Origin of the sequence: Aeromonas sp. 2692-1 (assembly GCF_013085505.1) — a bacterium.
In the GTDB taxonomy this organism is placed as follows: Bacteria; Pseudomonadota; Gammaproteobacteria; order Enterobacterales; family Aeromonadaceae; genus Aeromonas; species Aeromonas hydrophila.
Genome location: NZ_CP038513.1, coordinates 4,234,787 through 4,249,795, shown reverse-complemented (window position 1 = coordinate 4,249,795; position 15,009 = coordinate 4,234,787). Strand labels below are relative to the sequence as shown.

13 protein-coding genes are annotated in these 15,009 nt (G+C 62.9%); 10 read left to right on the top strand and 3 right to left on the bottom strand.

Annotated features, from left to right (window positions below; all coding sequences use genetic code 11):
* Positions 1-379: 379 nt before the first annotated feature.
* From E5E97_RS19680 to E5E97_RS19650, 7 genes are all read left to right on the top strand, one after another.
* Positions 380-1,261, top strand: coding sequence for a PHP domain-containing protein (locus E5E97_RS19680; RefSeq protein ID WP_171280837.1), 882 nt, complete (start codon positions 380-382; stop codon positions 1,259-1,261).
* Positions 1,262-1,363: 102 nt separating this feature from the next.
* Positions 1,364-1,984 carry an L-threonylcarbamoyladenylate synthase gene (locus E5E97_RS19675; RefSeq protein ID WP_016351379.1) on the top strand — a complete coding sequence of 207 codons (621 nt, stop codon included), beginning with the start codon at positions 1,364-1,366 and terminating at the stop codon, positions 1,982-1,984.
* Positions 1,985-2,018: 34 nt separating this feature from the next.
* The gene (locus tag E5E97_RS19670; protein ID WP_253265162.1) at positions 2,019-2,888 is read left to right on the top strand and encodes a ScpA family protein; all 870 of its coding nucleotides are present in this window, start codon (positions 2,019-2,021) and stop codon (positions 2,886-2,888) included.
* A 35-nt stretch (positions 2,889-2,923) separates the two neighbouring features.
* Entirely contained in the window at positions 2,924-3,520 is a 597-nt protein-coding gene (gene scpB / locus E5E97_RS19665) for an SMC-Scp complex subunit ScpB (protein ID WP_171280835.1), read from the top strand.
* Positions 3,513-4,436 carry a 23S rRNA pseudouridine(2605) synthase RluB gene (rluB, locus tag E5E97_RS19660; protein WP_026458107.1) on the top strand — a complete coding sequence of 308 codons (924 nt, stop codon included), beginning with the start codon at positions 3,513-3,515 and terminating at the stop codon, positions 4,434-4,436. Before scpB ends, rluB begins: the two co-directional genes overlap by 8 nt.
* 200 nt (positions 4,437-4,636) lie before the next feature.
* Positions 4,637-5,509 carry an acyl-CoA thioesterase II gene (gene tesB, locus E5E97_RS19655; RefSeq protein WP_011706717.1) on the top strand — a complete coding sequence of 291 codons (873 nt, stop codon included), beginning with the start codon at positions 4,637-4,639 and terminating at the stop codon, positions 5,507-5,509.
* 113 nt (positions 5,510-5,622) lie between these two features.
* Positions 5,623-5,991, top strand: a complete 369-nt coding sequence (locus tag E5E97_RS19650) for a glyoxalase superfamily protein (RefSeq protein ID WP_171280834.1) — start codon at positions 5,623-5,625, stop codon at positions 5,989-5,991.
* Between the two features lie 48 nt (positions 5,992-6,039).
* On the opposite strand, the gene E5E97_RS19645 is transcribed toward E5E97_RS19650, so the two are convergent.
* The 3 genes from E5E97_RS19645 to E5E97_RS19635 form a co-directional block, all read right to left on the bottom strand.
* Positions 6,040-7,218, bottom strand: a complete 1,179-nt coding sequence (locus E5E97_RS19645) for a dicarboxylate/amino acid:cation symporter (RefSeq protein WP_049048841.1) — start codon at positions 7,216-7,218, stop codon at positions 6,040-6,042.
* A gap of 195 nt (positions 7,219-7,413) precedes the next feature.
* The gene (locus E5E97_RS19640) at positions 7,414-8,007 is read right to left on the bottom strand and encodes a bifunctional 2-polyprenyl-6-hydroxyphenol methylase/3-demethylubiquinol 3-O-methyltransferase UbiG (protein ID WP_253265112.1); all 594 of its coding nucleotides are present in this window, start codon (positions 8,005-8,007) and stop codon (positions 7,414-7,416) included.
* Positions 8,008-8,169: 162 nt separating this feature from the next.
* Positions 8,170-8,811, bottom strand: coding sequence for a TetR family transcriptional regulator (locus E5E97_RS19635; protein ID WP_171280833.1), 642 nt, complete (start codon positions 8,809-8,811; stop codon positions 8,170-8,172).
* Between the two features lie 143 nt (positions 8,812-8,954).
* Between E5E97_RS19635 and E5E97_RS19630 the strand changes: the two genes are divergently transcribed.
* The 3 genes from E5E97_RS19630 to E5E97_RS19620 are packed head-to-tail and all read left to right on the top strand — an operon-like array spanning position 8,955 to position 14,717.
* The gene (locus tag E5E97_RS19630; protein WP_043160773.1) at positions 8,955-10,148 is read left to right on the top strand and encodes an efflux RND transporter periplasmic adaptor subunit; all 1,194 of its coding nucleotides are present in this window, start codon (positions 8,955-8,957) and stop codon (positions 10,146-10,148) included.
* A gap of 17 nt (positions 10,149-10,165) precedes the next feature.
* Complete coding sequence (locus E5E97_RS19625) at positions 10,166-13,315, top strand: efflux RND transporter permease subunit (RefSeq protein ID WP_029299709.1); 3,150 nt, start codon at positions 10,166-10,168, stop codon at positions 13,313-13,315.
* Positions 13,308-14,717, top strand: coding sequence for an efflux transporter outer membrane subunit (locus E5E97_RS19620; protein ID WP_171280832.1), 1,410 nt, complete (start codon positions 13,308-13,310; stop codon positions 14,715-14,717). Before E5E97_RS19625 ends, E5E97_RS19620 begins: the two co-directional genes overlap by 8 nt.
* Positions 14,718-15,009 lie beyond the last annotated feature (292 nt).

Below are 15,009 nucleotides of genomic sequence, written 5' to 3'. Positions count from 1 at the left end.
AAATTTAATGGGTCCGGGGTGGCTGGTTCAGGGGCGCCATCGCCAGGTCAGCTTGCTTGTCTGAATTCTCGGTTTCATCACAGGTCCATTTGCCGGATAATAAAAAAGCCCGCTGGGGTCAGCGGGCTTTTTCTTTGGGTTCTTTATTTGCTGTCAGATTTACAGGTACAGCAACGACCACACGCCCGCATGTCAGGGAGTGTGCCACCACCAGATGGTCAGGATGGAAGTCGTTTGCATGATAAAGTCCTGTAAAAAGATGTTTGCAATGAAGTGCCTACAGAAAACGATAAAGCCGCGGCCAAGTCAAGTCGCTTTTTAGCCTTCTTTCACCGAATGTGTACCCATGGTGACCTGACCACGAGAGCGGAATAATCTGATGAGATTCGATCTACACTGCCATACCACGGCCTCGGATGGCGTGCTGAGCCCCGCCGAGCTGGTGCGCCGCGCCGCCGCCCAAGGGGTCGAAGTGTTAGCAGTCACTGACCACGACACCCTTGCCGGGCTTGATGAGGTGCGCCGCACCATCGACGCAGAGCAACTGCCGCTGCGGCTGGTGAGCGGGGTCGAGATCTCCACCGGCTGGGAGCATCACGAAATTCATATCGTGGCGCTGGGGGTGGATGAAAAAAATCCGCAGCTGGTGGCGTTTCTGGCCGGCCAGCTGACCCGTCGTGAGGCGCGCGCCCAGGAAATTGGGCGTCGTCTGGAGAAGTGCCAGCTCCCCGGCACCTATGAAGAGGCCAAGCAGCTGGCTGGCGACGCCGCCGTGACCCGGGCCCACTTTGCCCGGGTGCTGATGGCGCGCGGGGTGGCCGATACCATGCAGAAGGTCTTCAAAAAGTACCTGAGCCGGGGCAACAAGGGCTATGCTCCGGCCGAGTGGCCCGAGATGGGCGAGGCGATCAACGCCATTCACGCCGCTGGCGGGCTGGCGGTGCTGGCCCACCCGAGCCGTTACGACCTCACCGCCAAGTGGATCAAGCGGCTGCTGGTGGCCTTCAAGGCTGCGGGTGGCGATGCCATGGAGGTTTCGCTGCCCCAGCAGAGCCCGCAGGAGCGGGCGAATCTCGGCCAGTGGGCCAAGGAGCACGACCTCTACATCTCGGTGGGATCGGATTTTCACTTCCCCTCCAACTGGACCGAGCTGGGGCGCCACCTCTGGTTGCCCAAGGAGGGCACGCCGCTCTGGCTGGCCCGTCCCGGCCACTTCGGCCTGAGCGCCGAGCAGCACGCCGCCCTGCTGGCCAGCCGTTGAGGGGCGCCGGCGGGCGTCAAACAGATTAAGGTAGTGTCGTGGAGCCTGGCTCCACGGCCATCAAGCGGGCAGGCATTGCCGCCCCCATTGCGAGAACGAGTCATGAGTCAGCACTTTTACGTACATCCGGAAAACCCCCAGGCCCGTCTGATCAGCCAGGCGGTACAGATCATTCAGAACGGCGGCGTCATCGTCTATCCCACCGACTCGGGCTATGCGCTGGGTTGCCAGATGGGTGACAAGGGCGCGCTGGAGCGCATCTGCCGTATCCGCCGCATCGATCCCAACCACGACTTCACCCTGGTGTGCCGCGATCTCTCCGAGATCTCCACCTATGCCAAGGTGGACAACACGGCGTTTCGCCTGATCAAGAACAACACCCCCGGCCCCTACACCTTCATCTTCAAGGCCACCAAGGAAGTACCACGTCGCCTGATGAACGAGAAGAAGAAGACCATCGGCATTCGGGTGCCGGACAACAAGATTGCCCAGGCGCTGCTGGAAGCGCTCGGCGAGCCGCTGCTCTCCACCACCCTGATCCTGCCGGAATCGGACATGGCGGAGTTCGACCCGGAGGAGATCTTCGACAAGCTGGGCAAACAGCTGGATCTGGTAGTCAACGGCGGTTATCTGGGCGAGCAGCCCACTACCGTGGTGGACTTCTCCGACGACGAGCCGGTGCTGCGCCGGCGTGGTGCCGGGGACCCGACTCCGTTTGAGTGATACTGCCGATCCTGTGCCGGTGACGACCACGCCCATGGCGGGCGAGAGGGTAGCGAACCCGGCGGGGGAGGCTATTCCCCCTCAGGCCGTCCCGTCTCCCATCGCCCGGGTGCTGGGGCAGCCCTATCACGAGCTGCCCCAGGATTTGTTCATCCCGCCCGATGCGCTGGAGGTGTTTCTCGATACCTTCGAGGGGCCGCTCGATCTGTTGCTCTACCTCATCCGGCGCCAGCAACTGGACATCCTCAACCTGCCGATCCTGCAGATCACCGCCCAGTACATGGAGTACGTGGAGCTGATGCAGGGCCTCAATCTGGAGCTGGCGGCCGAATACCTGCTGATGGCGGCCTGGCTGGCGGAGATAAAATCCCGTCTGCTGCTGCCCAAGGCGCCGGAGCTGGAGGACGAAGAGGAGGGGGAAGATCCCCGCGTTACCCTCATCCGCCGGCTGCAGGAGTACGAGCGCTACAAGGTGGGGGCGGAGCGGGTCAACGAGCTGCCGCGGCTGGAGCGGGAGATCTTCATCGCCACCGCGCTGCCGCCGGATTTTGGCGATCTCAAACCATTGACGCCCGATGTTTCGCTGGTTGAGCTCGCCCTTTACATGCAAAGTGTGGTAAAACGCGCGACTCATTTTGAACATCACCAGATCCACCGTGAGCAGATCCCGACCCGGGTGCGCATGGCGGAGATCCTTGCCATGCTCTCGCTGGGCCAGACCCTGCGCCTTGATCGGGTGCTGCGCGCCGAAGAGGGGCGCATGGGGGTGCTGGTGACGTTTCTGGCACTGCTGGAGCTGTGCAAGGAGCAGCTGATCTGGATCCTGCAGGCGGAACCGCTGGGGCCGATCCATTTTGCCCTGGCCGGCCAGCATGAGGAGAGCGAGCGTGGCGCTGCCCACTGAACGGTTGAAGAGGCCGATGTTGCGAGGAGCGGACCATGGCGCTGCCGGCTGAACGACTCAAGACGCTGATCGAGGCGGCACTGTTCGTCGCCGGACGCCCGCTCAATGTCAGCGAGCTCAAGAGCAGCATACTGGCGGACTACCCGGTCACCAGCCGCTACATCCAGCTGTTGCTGGCGGAGCTCAGACAGGACTACAGCGAACGGGGGGTGGAGCTCAAGGAGGTCGCCTCCGGCTGGCGCTTTCAGGCCCGCCAGGAGTACGCCGAGGAGCTCTCCAGGCTCTGGAGCGAGCGGGCCCCCCGTTATTCGCGTGCCGTGATGGAGACGCTGACGCTGATCGCCTATCGTCAGCCCATCACCCGGGCCGAGATCGAAGCCATCCGCGGGGTGGCGGTCTCGAGCCAGATAGTGAATACCCTGAAAGAACGTGGCTGGGTGCGCAGCATCGGTCACAAGGAGGTGGTGGGCCGCCCGGAGCTGCTTGCCACCACCCGAGAATTTCTGGATTATTTTAATCTGCAGAGTCTGGAGCAGCTCCCCGAGCTGGATCCGGAACTGCAACCCTCGTTGTCCACGCTGACATTGGCAGCTGCGGGCAGCGATCAACAATCAGGTAACCCCGATGAGTGAAAAACTGCAAAAAGTGTTGGCCCGCGCGGGTCACGGCTCCCGTCGTGAGATGGAGGCCCTGATCACCGCAGGTCGGGTCAGTGTGGATGGCAAGGTCGCCACACTGGGGGATCGCGTCGAAGTGAACGCCGTGATCCGGGTAGATGGTCACCAGGTCAAGACCCGTGCCGCAGAGGAAGTGATCTGCCGCGTGCTGGCTTACCACAAGCCGGAAGGGGAGATGTGTACCCGTCACGATCCGGAAGGTCGTCCTACCGTGTTTGATCGCCTGCCCAAGATGGAAGGGGCCCGCTGGATAGCGGTCGGCCGCCTCGACGTCAACACCTCAGGTCTCTTGCTGTTCACCACCGACGGTGAGCTGGCCAACCGCCTGATGCACCCGAGCCACGAAGTGGAGCGCGAATACGCGGTGCGTGTCTTTGGCGAAATCACCGAAGCCATGCTGCAGCGCCTGCGCAAGGGCGTGCAGCTGGAAGATGGCATGGCCAAGTTCAACAAGATCAAGCCGGCTGGCGGCGAGGGTCTGAACCAGTGGTTCAACGTTACCCTGACCGAAGGTCGCAACCGTGAAGTGCGCCGCCTGTGGGAATCCCAGGAAGTGCAGGTGAGCCGCCTGATGCGGATCCGCTACGGCGACGTCAAGCTGGATCGCGCCATCCCGCGCGGCGGCTGGCAAGAGCTGAAACTGCCGGAAGTGAACTACCTGCGCGGTCTGGTCAACCTGCCGCCGGAGACCGAATCCAAGGTCGATCTGCAGCAGGATGGCAAGAGCAGCCGCCACAAGCAGGCCGCCCAGATCCGTCGCGCCGTCAAGCGCCACAAGGAGATGCAGGGCAAGGAGCCGCGCGCCCGAGCCACCACGGCCCGTCGCAAGCCGACCTCCTCCACCCGCAACTCGGGTACCGGCAGCAAGTAAGCGCTGCGTGGCCGCAAGGCCGCACTGCAAAAGGCCCGCCGCTTCGGTGGGCCTTTTCGTTGGTGCCTTTTGAGTTCGTTATTGTTCAAATTCGCATGAAGCTGAATTAATGGGGCCGGGCAGGCGACTGGCAGGGGCGGGGGTGGTTGCTCGGCACGGGCGGGCTTGTTAGCCTTCCCGCACTGACACAGGAGATAATAATGAGCAAGGTACTTGATGAGCTGCTGGCGTTGCTGGCGCTCGAAAAAATCGAGGAGGGCCTGTTTCGGGGCCAGAGCCAGGATCTTGGTCTGCGGGCCGTGTTTGGCGGACAGGTAATGGGGCAGGCCTTGTCAGCCGCCAAGCAGACGGTGGCAAGCGATCGCCAGGTGCACAGCTTCCACTCCTACTTCCTGCGCCCCGGCGATGCCAACCGTCCCATCGTCTACGACGTGGAGAACATCCGCGACGGCCAGACCGTCTCCACCCGCCGGGTCAAGGCCATTCAGGGCGGCAAGCCCATCTTCTATCTCAACGCCTCCTTCCAGGTCGAGGCGGACGGCTTTGAACACCAGATCGCCATGCCAGCGGGGATCACGCCGCCCGAGCAGCTCAAGAGCGAGCTGGAGCTGGTACGCCCCTACGAGCAGCAGATCCCGCCCGCCCTGCGCGACAAGATCATGTGCGAGAAGCCCATCGAAATTCGCCCGGTGACCCTGGTCGACCCGATCCGCCCCGACGTGCACGAACCGCTGCGCCACGTCTGGTTCAAGGCCAATGGCCAGATGCCGGACGATCAGCGGGTGCACAAATACCTGCTGGCCTATGCCTCCGACTTTCACTTCCTGTTCACCGCCCTGCAGCCCCACGGCGTGTCGTACTGGGAGCCGGACATGCAGGTGGCCACCATCGATCACTCCATGTGGTTCCACCGGGACTTCCGGCTGGACGACTGGCTGCTCTACGTGGTGGACAGCCCGAGCGCCAGCGCCGGTCGCGGCCTGGTGCGCGGCCAGTTCTTTACCCGCGACGGTGTGCTGGTGGCGAGCACGGCGCAGGAAGGGGTGATCCGCCGTCGCGGCAGTAACCCATGAGCAGGCAACATGGCGGAAGAGGGACGCCATGATGGTGTCTGACCTGCGCAGTTTTGCGCAGGTCAGACTTTGGGGCTTTACCCCGACTACCCAAACGGTAGAGAAGAGACATCATGATCATACCCATCCTGCGCAGTTTCGATGAAGGCAAGTTGCGCGCTTTCTACCTCGATTACCTGGGATTTGTCATCGACTGGGAGCACAGGTTTGGCCCGGATATGCCGCTCTACTTGCAGGTCTCACGGGGGGACTGGATCATCCACCTTTCCGAGCATCATGGGGATGCCTGCCCGGGAGCGGCTCTGCGGCTCTCGACCGGCAAGCTCGATGCGTTGCTGGCCGAGTGGCGGACTAAGGGTTATGCCTATGCGAACCCCGCCATTGAGACCATGCCCTGGGGCTGCCGCGAGCTGCAGGTGCGGGATCCCTTCGGTAACCGGCTGGTGTTTACCGAGCCGCTGCCACCGGAAGAAAACGCCTAATAAAAAAACGGGAGCCGATGGCTCCCGTTTTTTTATCTGCTTGCTCTATCAGGCCGCATCTTGCTCGGCGCCGAGCGCTGGCTCGTCGCTCTGGGCGAAACGGTCGGCCCACAGGGCGATGACGCCGTCGCCGGTGACGTTACAGGCGGTGCCGAAGCTGTCCTGGGCCAGGTAGAGGGCGATCATCAGGGCGATGGAGGCCTCACCGAACCCCAGCATGGAGGTGAGCAGACCCAGCGCGGACATGACGCCGCCACCCGGGGCACCCGGCGCGGCGATCATGATGACACCCAGCATCATGATGAAGGGCAGCATGGTGTCGATGCCTGGAATGGCCAGATGCTCGGAGAGGAACATTACCGCGGTGGCGCAGGTCACTAGCGTGATGGTGGAGCCACACAGGTGAATGGTGGCGCACAGCGGCACGGTGAAGTTGGCGATGCCGTCGCTCACGCCGTTGTTCTTGCTGGCCTGCAGGGCGACCGGGATGGTGGCGGCGCTGGACATGGTGCCGAGCGCGGTGAAGTAGGCCGGCAGCATGTTCTTGATGAGCTGGGCCGGGGAGCGGCCCAGGGCCAGACCGGTGCCGACGAACAGCACGGAGAGCCAGAGCCAGTGCATGACGATGGCCATCACCAGCACCACGCCGAAGGTCTTCAGGGTGGCGAATACGGTGCCTTCCACCGTCATCTCGACGAAGACGCCGGCGATGTAGAACGGCAACAGCGGGATGATCACCTTGGCCAGCAGGCGGTCGATGATGTCGCGGCCCTGATCGGCGACCCGGCGCAGATCGGTGGCCTGGGTGGCGCTGATGCCGATGCCGAACACGAAGGCGGCGGCCAGCGCCGACATCACCCCGAACAGTGGCGGGATCTCCAGGTTGATGTAGGAGGCGAGCTTGATGGCGCTCTCGGCGGTGGGCTCGGCGGCGGTGGTCAGGCGCGGGATCAGGTTGCTGGCCACGGTAAAGGCGAACAGACCCGCCAGTATGGTGGAGCAGTAGGAGAGGGCGACCGTCTTGCCCAGCAGCTTGCCGGAGTTCTTCGGCAGGCTGGCGATGCCGCTCATGATGAAGAACAGGATGATGAGCGGAATGGTGAAGGTGATCAGCTGACCTATGACTGTCTTGGCCGTAAACAGCACGCGTGCGACCCATTCCGGGGCGTAGAGACCGAGCAAGAGACCGGCGAGGATGCCGGCAACCAGTTTGAGGACAAGTTTCATAAGTAAATCCAGGTGTTAGTGTCTGATTTGTTATTTAATTTTGATTTTAATGCCGCTTTTTAACACAAAATCCGCATCATGTCTGTCATGTGTGCGTTAATGTCGAGTTAAATATTGTTAAATGTGATCATGGTGGTGATAGCCACTGGCGAGGTGAGCGCGAGGTGCGGTGGGTGATTAATTTGGCGCGCCCTTTCAGGCGCGGATCAGCAGGGCGTGCAGCCAGCGGCCATCTGCCTGCTCGCTCTCCCAGCACTGCTGCAGTTGCAGCGGCAGCGGGGCGATGAGCTGGCGCAGACCGTCCTCATCGAGCAGGGTCTGGCAGAGGTGCACTTCGGTTGCGGGAGCACCAGGTGTGTTGCCGGCGGCAACGATCTGGCCACTGGGGTGGGGAAAGGTGCAGTAGAGCACTCCGGCGGGCTTGAGCAGGCCGGCCAGATGGGCCAGTGCGTCGCTGAGCTCGTCTGGCGCGATCGCCGGCAAGGCCCCGCGCGCCCAGATGCCGTCATAGGGCACCACGCTGTGCAACTGCTCGATGCGGCAGACCCGCACCGGCTGGCCGCTGCGCCGCGAGGCGATCCTGGCCTGTGCCAAGCGGGCATCGAAGGCCGTCACCACCAGCCCCTGCTGGCGAAAAAAGCAGAGATCGTCGCCTTCGCCGCAGCCTGCCTCCAGCAGGTGGGCGCCCGCTGGCAGCAGCGCCAGAAACGATTGGCGTGCCGCTGACCATGGGTCGGCTGAGGGCGTAGCAATGGAGGAGGGAGGGCAAGAGGAGGATGAACGGGACATGGCGGGCACCTTGGTTCGGGGGGCGCAACTCAATTTCGGGGGCGTGACTATAGCAAACTTGAGCCAATTTGGCGCCGGGGCGCCAAAGTGATGGACGGAGATGGAAGGAAGTGAGGGGTTGTCTGCGCCTGGCCAGGGCCGCCAGTGTTCGGCCTTGCTGGCTCAGGGGCGGCGGGCGGCCGGGCCGCTTGGCAGGGCGATCAGGGCGAACAGGCTGTCCAGCAGGAAGTCGGCCTCCTGGCGCAGATCGATGCGCTCCGGGAAGTGCAGCCAGTTGATGATGTAGCCATCCAGGGTGCAGTGCAGCAGGGTGGCGGCCCGCTGCAGATCCAGCCCCTGCGGCAGCTGGCCGAGGCGCACTGCATTGCCCAGGGTGGTTTCCAGATCCCGGAAGAAGTTGCTGGACTGGCTGCGCATGTGTTCGCGCAAGGAGATGGCCTCTCCCTCCAGCGACTCCAGGTTGAACATGATGGTGAACATCTGCTGATGGGCGGGCTCGGTGCTTATCTTGATGATCACTCCCTTGAGGAAGGTGCGCAGCTTGCCGAGGGGGTCGGGCTCCAGCTCGGAGACGCAGGCATCGAGCTGGTGGGAGAGGGGTTGGCACAGCTCCTCCCAGAGGGATACGAACAGCTCTTCCTTGTTCTTGAAATGCCAGTAAATGGCGCCACGGGTCAGCTCGGCGGCCCTGGCGATGTCGGTCAGGCTGGTCTTGGCCAGGCCGTGTGAGCAGAACAGATCCAGGGCCGTACTCATGATGTGGCAGCGGGTCTGCTGCGCCTCTTCTTTGGTTCTTCTGGCCATCTCTGCGCGCACCTTGTAAAAGTAAAAAAAGTCACTTACATACATTTATGAATGTATGTATATTGCCTCATCTTTCCGATTTTACCAACCGGGTCCTATAAACCCTGTGGTTATTCATTGATAGACAGAGGCTCAGGTTCTCCATGCATAAACATATTCTCGCACGTTCAGTCGGCCTTGCGCTGCTGGCGAGCGGTCTGCTGACCGCTTGCGGCGAACAGGGCAGTGCCCAGCAGGGGCCCGGTGCGATGCCGCCGGCCGCGGTGGATGTCGTCACCCTGCACACGGCGCCGCTGCAGCTCACCACCGAGCTGACCGGTCGCAGCGCCCCGCTGCGGGTCGCCGAGGTGCGTCCCCAGGTGAGCGGCATCATTCTCAAGCGTCTCTTTACCGAGGGCAGTGACGTCAAGGCCGGCCAACTGCTGTACCAGATCGACCCCGCCGTCTATCAGGCCGCGGTGGCCAGTGCCAAGGCCAACCTGGCCAAGGCGCAGGCCAACGAGCAGAGCGCCCGCCTCAAGGCCAAGCGCTATGCCGAGCTGGTGAAGGTGAAGGCCATCAGCAGCCAGGAGTATGACGACGCCGACGCGGCCTGGAAGCAGCAGCTGGCCGAAATCGGTGCCGCCAAGGCGGCGCTGCAGACCGCCAACATCAACCTGGCCTACACCCGCATCACGGCCCCCATCAGCGGTCGTATCGGCAAGTCTGCGGTGACCGAGGGGGCACTGGTGACGGCCCAGCAGGCCGACAGCCTCACCTCCATCCAGCAGCTCGATCCCATGTATGTGGACGTGCGCCAGTCCACCGCCGATCTGCTGCGCCTCAAGCGACAGGTGGCGGCTGGCAAGCTGACCCAGGACGAGCAGAAAGGCGCCCGGGTGAGCTTCCAGCTGGAAGATGGCTCCACCTACGGCGAAGAGGGCTCGCTGCAGTTTTCCGACGTGACCGTGGATGAGACCACCGGCATGGTGACCCTGCGGGTGATCGTCCCCAACCCTCATCAGCTGCTGCTGCCGGGCATGTTCATGCGTGCCACCCTGCAGGAGGGCGAGCGCGCCGAGGGGCTGTTGGTGCCGCAGACCGCGGTGACCCGTACCCCGAAAGGCGGCGCCACCGTGATGGTGGTGACGGCGGACAACAAGGTGGCGCTGCGTGAAGTGCAGCTGGGCCGCATCGTTGGCAGTGACTGGGTGGTGGAATCCGGTCTCAAGGCGGGCGAACGGGTGATCGTCGCCGGCCTGCAAAAGGTAAAACCCGGGGTCGTCGTGGCACCTGCTGAACAGAGTGCCGCTGCGCAGTCTGCCCAGGCGCCGGCCAATGCCCCGGCCAACAAGTAGGATGGAGTAGTCGCCTCATGGCACGATTTTTCATAGACAGACCCATTTTCGCCTGGGTGATCGCCCTGGTGATCATGCTGGCGGGGAGCCTGGCCATCATCAAGCTGCCGGTCGCCCAGTACCCGAGCATTGCGCCGCCGGCGGTGGGCATTTCTGCCAGCTACCCGGGGGCCTCCGCCAAGACGGTGGAAGACTCGGTGACCCAGATCATTGAGCAGAACATGACCGGGCTGGATCACCTGCTCTACATGTCCTCCCAGTCGGACTCCTCCGGCCGGGTATCGGTGACCCTCACCTTCCAGCCGGGGACCGACCCCGACATCGCCCAGGTGCAGGTGCAGAACAAGCTGCAGCAAGCCATGTCGCTGTTGCCGCAAGAGGTGCAGCAGCAGGGGATCCGGGTCCAGAAGACCTCCAGCAGCTTCCTGATGGTGGCCGCCTTCATCTCCAAAGATGGCGCCATGACCAACGATGATCTGGCCGACTACGTGGTGGCCAACATCAAGGAGCCGCTCAGTCGTCTGGACGGGGTAGGGGACATCACCCTGTTCGGCAGCCAGTACTCCATGCGGGTCTGGCTCGATCCCAACAAGCTCAACCGGGTGCAGATGACCCCGGGTGACGTGCAGGCCGCCATCAAGGCGCAGAATACCCAGGTGGCCTTCGGCAAGCTGGGGGGCACCCCGGCGGTGACCGATCAGCAGTTCACTGCCACCATCATGGGGCAGACCCGGCTCTCCACCGTGGAGGAGTTCAACGACATCCTGCTGCGGGTGAACCAGGACGGCTCCAAGGTGCGGCTCAAAGACGTGGCCCGGGTCGAACTGGCCGGTGAAAGCTACGATGCCGAGGCGCTCTACAACGGTCAGTCCACCGCGGCGGTGGCCATCAAGCTGGCGACCGGTGCCAACGCGCTGGATACCGCCGAGAAGGTGCGTGGCAAGCTGAATGAGCTCTCCACCTACTTCCCGGCCAACATGGAGATCGTCTATCCGTACGACACCACGCCGTTCGTGAAGATCTCCATCGAGGAGGTGGTACAGACCCTGGTGGAGGCGATCTTCCTGGTGTTCTGCGTGATGTATCTGTTCCTGCAGAACTTCCGCGCCACCCTGATCCCGACCATTGCGGTGCCCGTGGTGCTGCTGGGGACCTTCGGCGTCATGTCGGCGTTCGGCTTCTCCATCAACACCCTGACCATGTTCGGTCTGGTGCTGGCCATCGGCCTGTTGGTGGATGACGCCATCGTGGTGGTGGAGAACGTGGAGCGTCTGATGAGTGAGGAGGATCTCTCTCCGCTCGAGGCGACCCGCAAGTCCATGACCCAGATCACCGGCGCCCTGGTGGGGATTGCCCTGGTGCTCTCGGCGGTGTTCGTGCCGATGGCCTTCTTCGGCGGCTCGACCGGTGCCATCTATCGCCAGTTCTCCCTCACCATCGTCTCGGCCATGGTGCTGTCGGTGCTGGTGGCGCTGATCCTGACTCCGGCCCTGTGCGCTACCCTGCTCAAGCCCATCAAGCATGGCGAGTTCGGTGCCAAGCGCGGCTTCTTCGGCTGGTTCAACCGGGCCTTCGACGCCAGCGCCAACCGCTACCAGAGCGGCGTGCGCAAGGTGGTCAAGCAAGGGGTGCGCTACGGCATCATCTATGCGGCCATGCTGGCGGTACTGGCCATCCTGTTCATGCGCATGCCCACCTCCTTCCTGCCGGAAGAGGATCAGGGGGTCATCATGTCCATGGTGCAGCTGCCGGTCGGGGCGACCAAGCAGCGCACCGAGGTGGTGCTGGCCGACATGCGCGACTACTTCATGAAAAACGAGAAGGATAACGTCGACTCCGTGCTGACGGTGGCGGGCTTCAGCTTTGCCGGTAGCGGTCAGAACAGTGGCATGGCGTTCATCAAGCTGAAAGACTGGAAGGAGCGCAACACGCCGGATCGCAGTGCCAATGCCATCATCGGCCGTGCCATGGGCTACCTGTTCAGCATCAAGGAAGCCCAGGTATTCGCCTTCAACCTGCCTCCGATCCCGGAGCTGGGGACGGCGACCGGCTTTGACTTCTTCTTGCAGGATCGGGCCGGCGTGGGCCACGACAAGCTGATGGCAGCACGCAACCAGCTGCTCGGCATGGCGGCGCAGGATCCCAACCTGGTGCGGGTGCGCCCGAACGGGATGGAAGACACCCCCCAGCTCGACATCAAGATCGACTACGAGAAGGCGTTGGCGCAGGGGCTCTCCATCAGCGACATCAACAGCACGCTCTCCAGTGCCTGGGGCTCTGCTTATGTGAACGACTTTGTCGACAGAGGCCGGGTCAAGAAGGTCTACCTGCAGGCGGATGCCCCCTTCCGGATGAACCCGGAAGATCTCAAGCTCTGGTACGTGCGCAACAGTGCCGGTCAGATGGTGCCCTTCTCTGCCTTTGCCAGCACCGACTGGAGCTTCGGCTCGCCACGGCTGGAGCGTTACAACGGCGTACCGGCGATGGAGATCGTCGGGGAAGCGGCGCCGGGCAAGAGTACCGGTGATGCCATGGCCGCCATCGAGCAGATGGTGAAGCAGCTGCCGGAAGGCATCGGCATCGAGTGGACCGGTCTCTCCTATCAGGAGCGGCAGGCAGGCTCTCAGGCACCGGCCCTGTACGCCATCTCCCTGCTGGTGGTGTTCCTCTGTCTGGCCGCCCTCTACGAGAGCTGGAGCATTCCGTTCTCGGTGATGCTGGTGGTGCCGCTCGGGGTGCTGGGGGCCATTGTGGCCGCCACCCTGCGCGGGTTGGAGAACGACGTCTACTTCCAGGTAGGCCTGCTCACCACCATCGGTTTGTCGGCCAAGAACGCCATCCTCATCGTCGAGTTCGCCAAGGAGCTCTATGACAGGGGCATGGGGCTGAGCGAAGCCGTGGTGGAGGCGGCGCGCCTGCGTCTGCGTCCGATCCTGATGACCTCGCTCGCCTTCATCCTCGGCGTATTGCCGCTGGTGATCAGTACCGGGGCCGGCGCCAGCAGCCGTAACGCCATCGGTACCGGCGTGATGGGAGGGATGATCAGTGCCACCGTGCTGGCCATCTTCTTCGTGCCGCTGTTCTTCGTGCTGGTGATGCGCTATTTCACCAAGCACAGCACCAAGCAAGCGCGTCTGGCCCATGCCGAGGAGATCAAACATGACTAAGACCCTGATCGCCCTGAGCGTGACGCTGCTGCTGGGGGGCTGTTCCATGGCCCCCGATTACCAGCGCCCGGCGCTGCCGCAAGGTGCCACCTGGCAGAACAACCAGGCAGGGGAGGCGGCCGTCTCCCCCTGGCGCCAGCAGTTCCTCGATCCTGCCCTGCAGCAGCTGATCGCCACGGCTCTTGAGAACAACCGGGATCTGCGCATCGCGGCCCTCAATGTGGAGGCCTACGAGGCCAGATACCGGATCCAGCGGGCGGCCCAGCTGCCGACCCTGGCGGCCGATGGCTCGGGTACCCGCCAGCAGGGATCGGACGATCTCAGCAGCACGGGGCAGGGCACCATCAGCAGCCAGTACGGCGCCAACATCGGCATCACCTCCTACGAGCTGGACCTGTTCGGCCGGATCCAGAGCCTCAAAGATCAGGCGTTGGAAAACTATCTGGCGCAGGTGGAGACCCAGCGCAGCGCCCAGATCGCGCTGATCGCCTCGGTGGCCAATGCCTATCTCACCCTGCTGGCGGATCAGGAGTTGCAGGCGCTGAGCGAGGCGACCCTGGCCACCGAGCTGGAGAGCTATGGTCTGACCGAGCACAAGTACCAGCTGGGGGCCGCCTCCGAAATGGAGCTGGCCCAGAGCCGTACCGCGCTGGAGAGTGCCAAGGTGAGCCTGGCCCAGTACCAACGGCAGGTGAAGCAGGATCGCAACGGCCTGGCGCTGCTGCTCGGGACCGGCGTCCCCGCGCTGATGACCGAGCCGGCGACCCTGGCCGAGGTGCAACTGGCGGCCATCCCGGTAGGTGCCCCATCCAGCCTGCTGCAACAGCGCCCGGACATCCTGGCGGCCGAGCACAGCCTGAAGGCGGCCAATGCCAATATCGGCGCCGCCCGTGCGGCCTTCTTCCCGACCATCTCGCTGACCGCGACGGCGGGCACCGCCAGCAACCAGTTGAGCGGACTGTTTGACGGCGGCACCGGCACCTGGACCTTCATGCCGCAGATCAACCTGCCGATTTTTGACGGCGGCAAGCGCATCGCGGATCTGGACGTGGCCGAGGTGAGCACCAGGCAGGCGGTGGCGAGCTACGAGAAGAGCATCCAGACCGCGTTCAAGGAAGTGGCGGATACGCTCGGCGCCCAGGCTGACTATCAGCAACAACTGCAGGCGCAGCAGGCACTGGTGGAGGCAAACCAGACCTACTTCAAGCTGGCGGAGGTGCGCTACGAGAAAGGGGTGGACAGTTATCTCACCCGACTCGATGCCCAGCGCTCGCTGTTCAGTGCCAAGCAGGGACTGATCAGCACCCGTCTGGCGCAGCTCAGCAATCAGGTTGCGCTCTACAAGGCCGTCGGCGGCGGTTGGCAAGCCGCCGATGCCGAGGGTGACAAAGGAAAAAGCTGACAGTAGCCACAGATCTCTCCTTGCGTTATCTTACCGTCACAGGGCGAACCATCAGGTTCGCCCTGTTTGTTTTCAGCAAAAACATATACATATGAAACCCAAGTGACATAATACGTCGTGCAGACAGCGTGTCGGCAGGCTGCAAAACTTGGCTGAGCAGTGGAGATTTTGCGCATTTATAGACGGGCAATTGTAAGAAAGTGTTACGTGTTTCCATGCGAATTGGCAAAAAGTGGCGTTCTTGTGATCAAGCTCCACACTGATGCGTCGCTTGTCACTATTTTTACTTTTG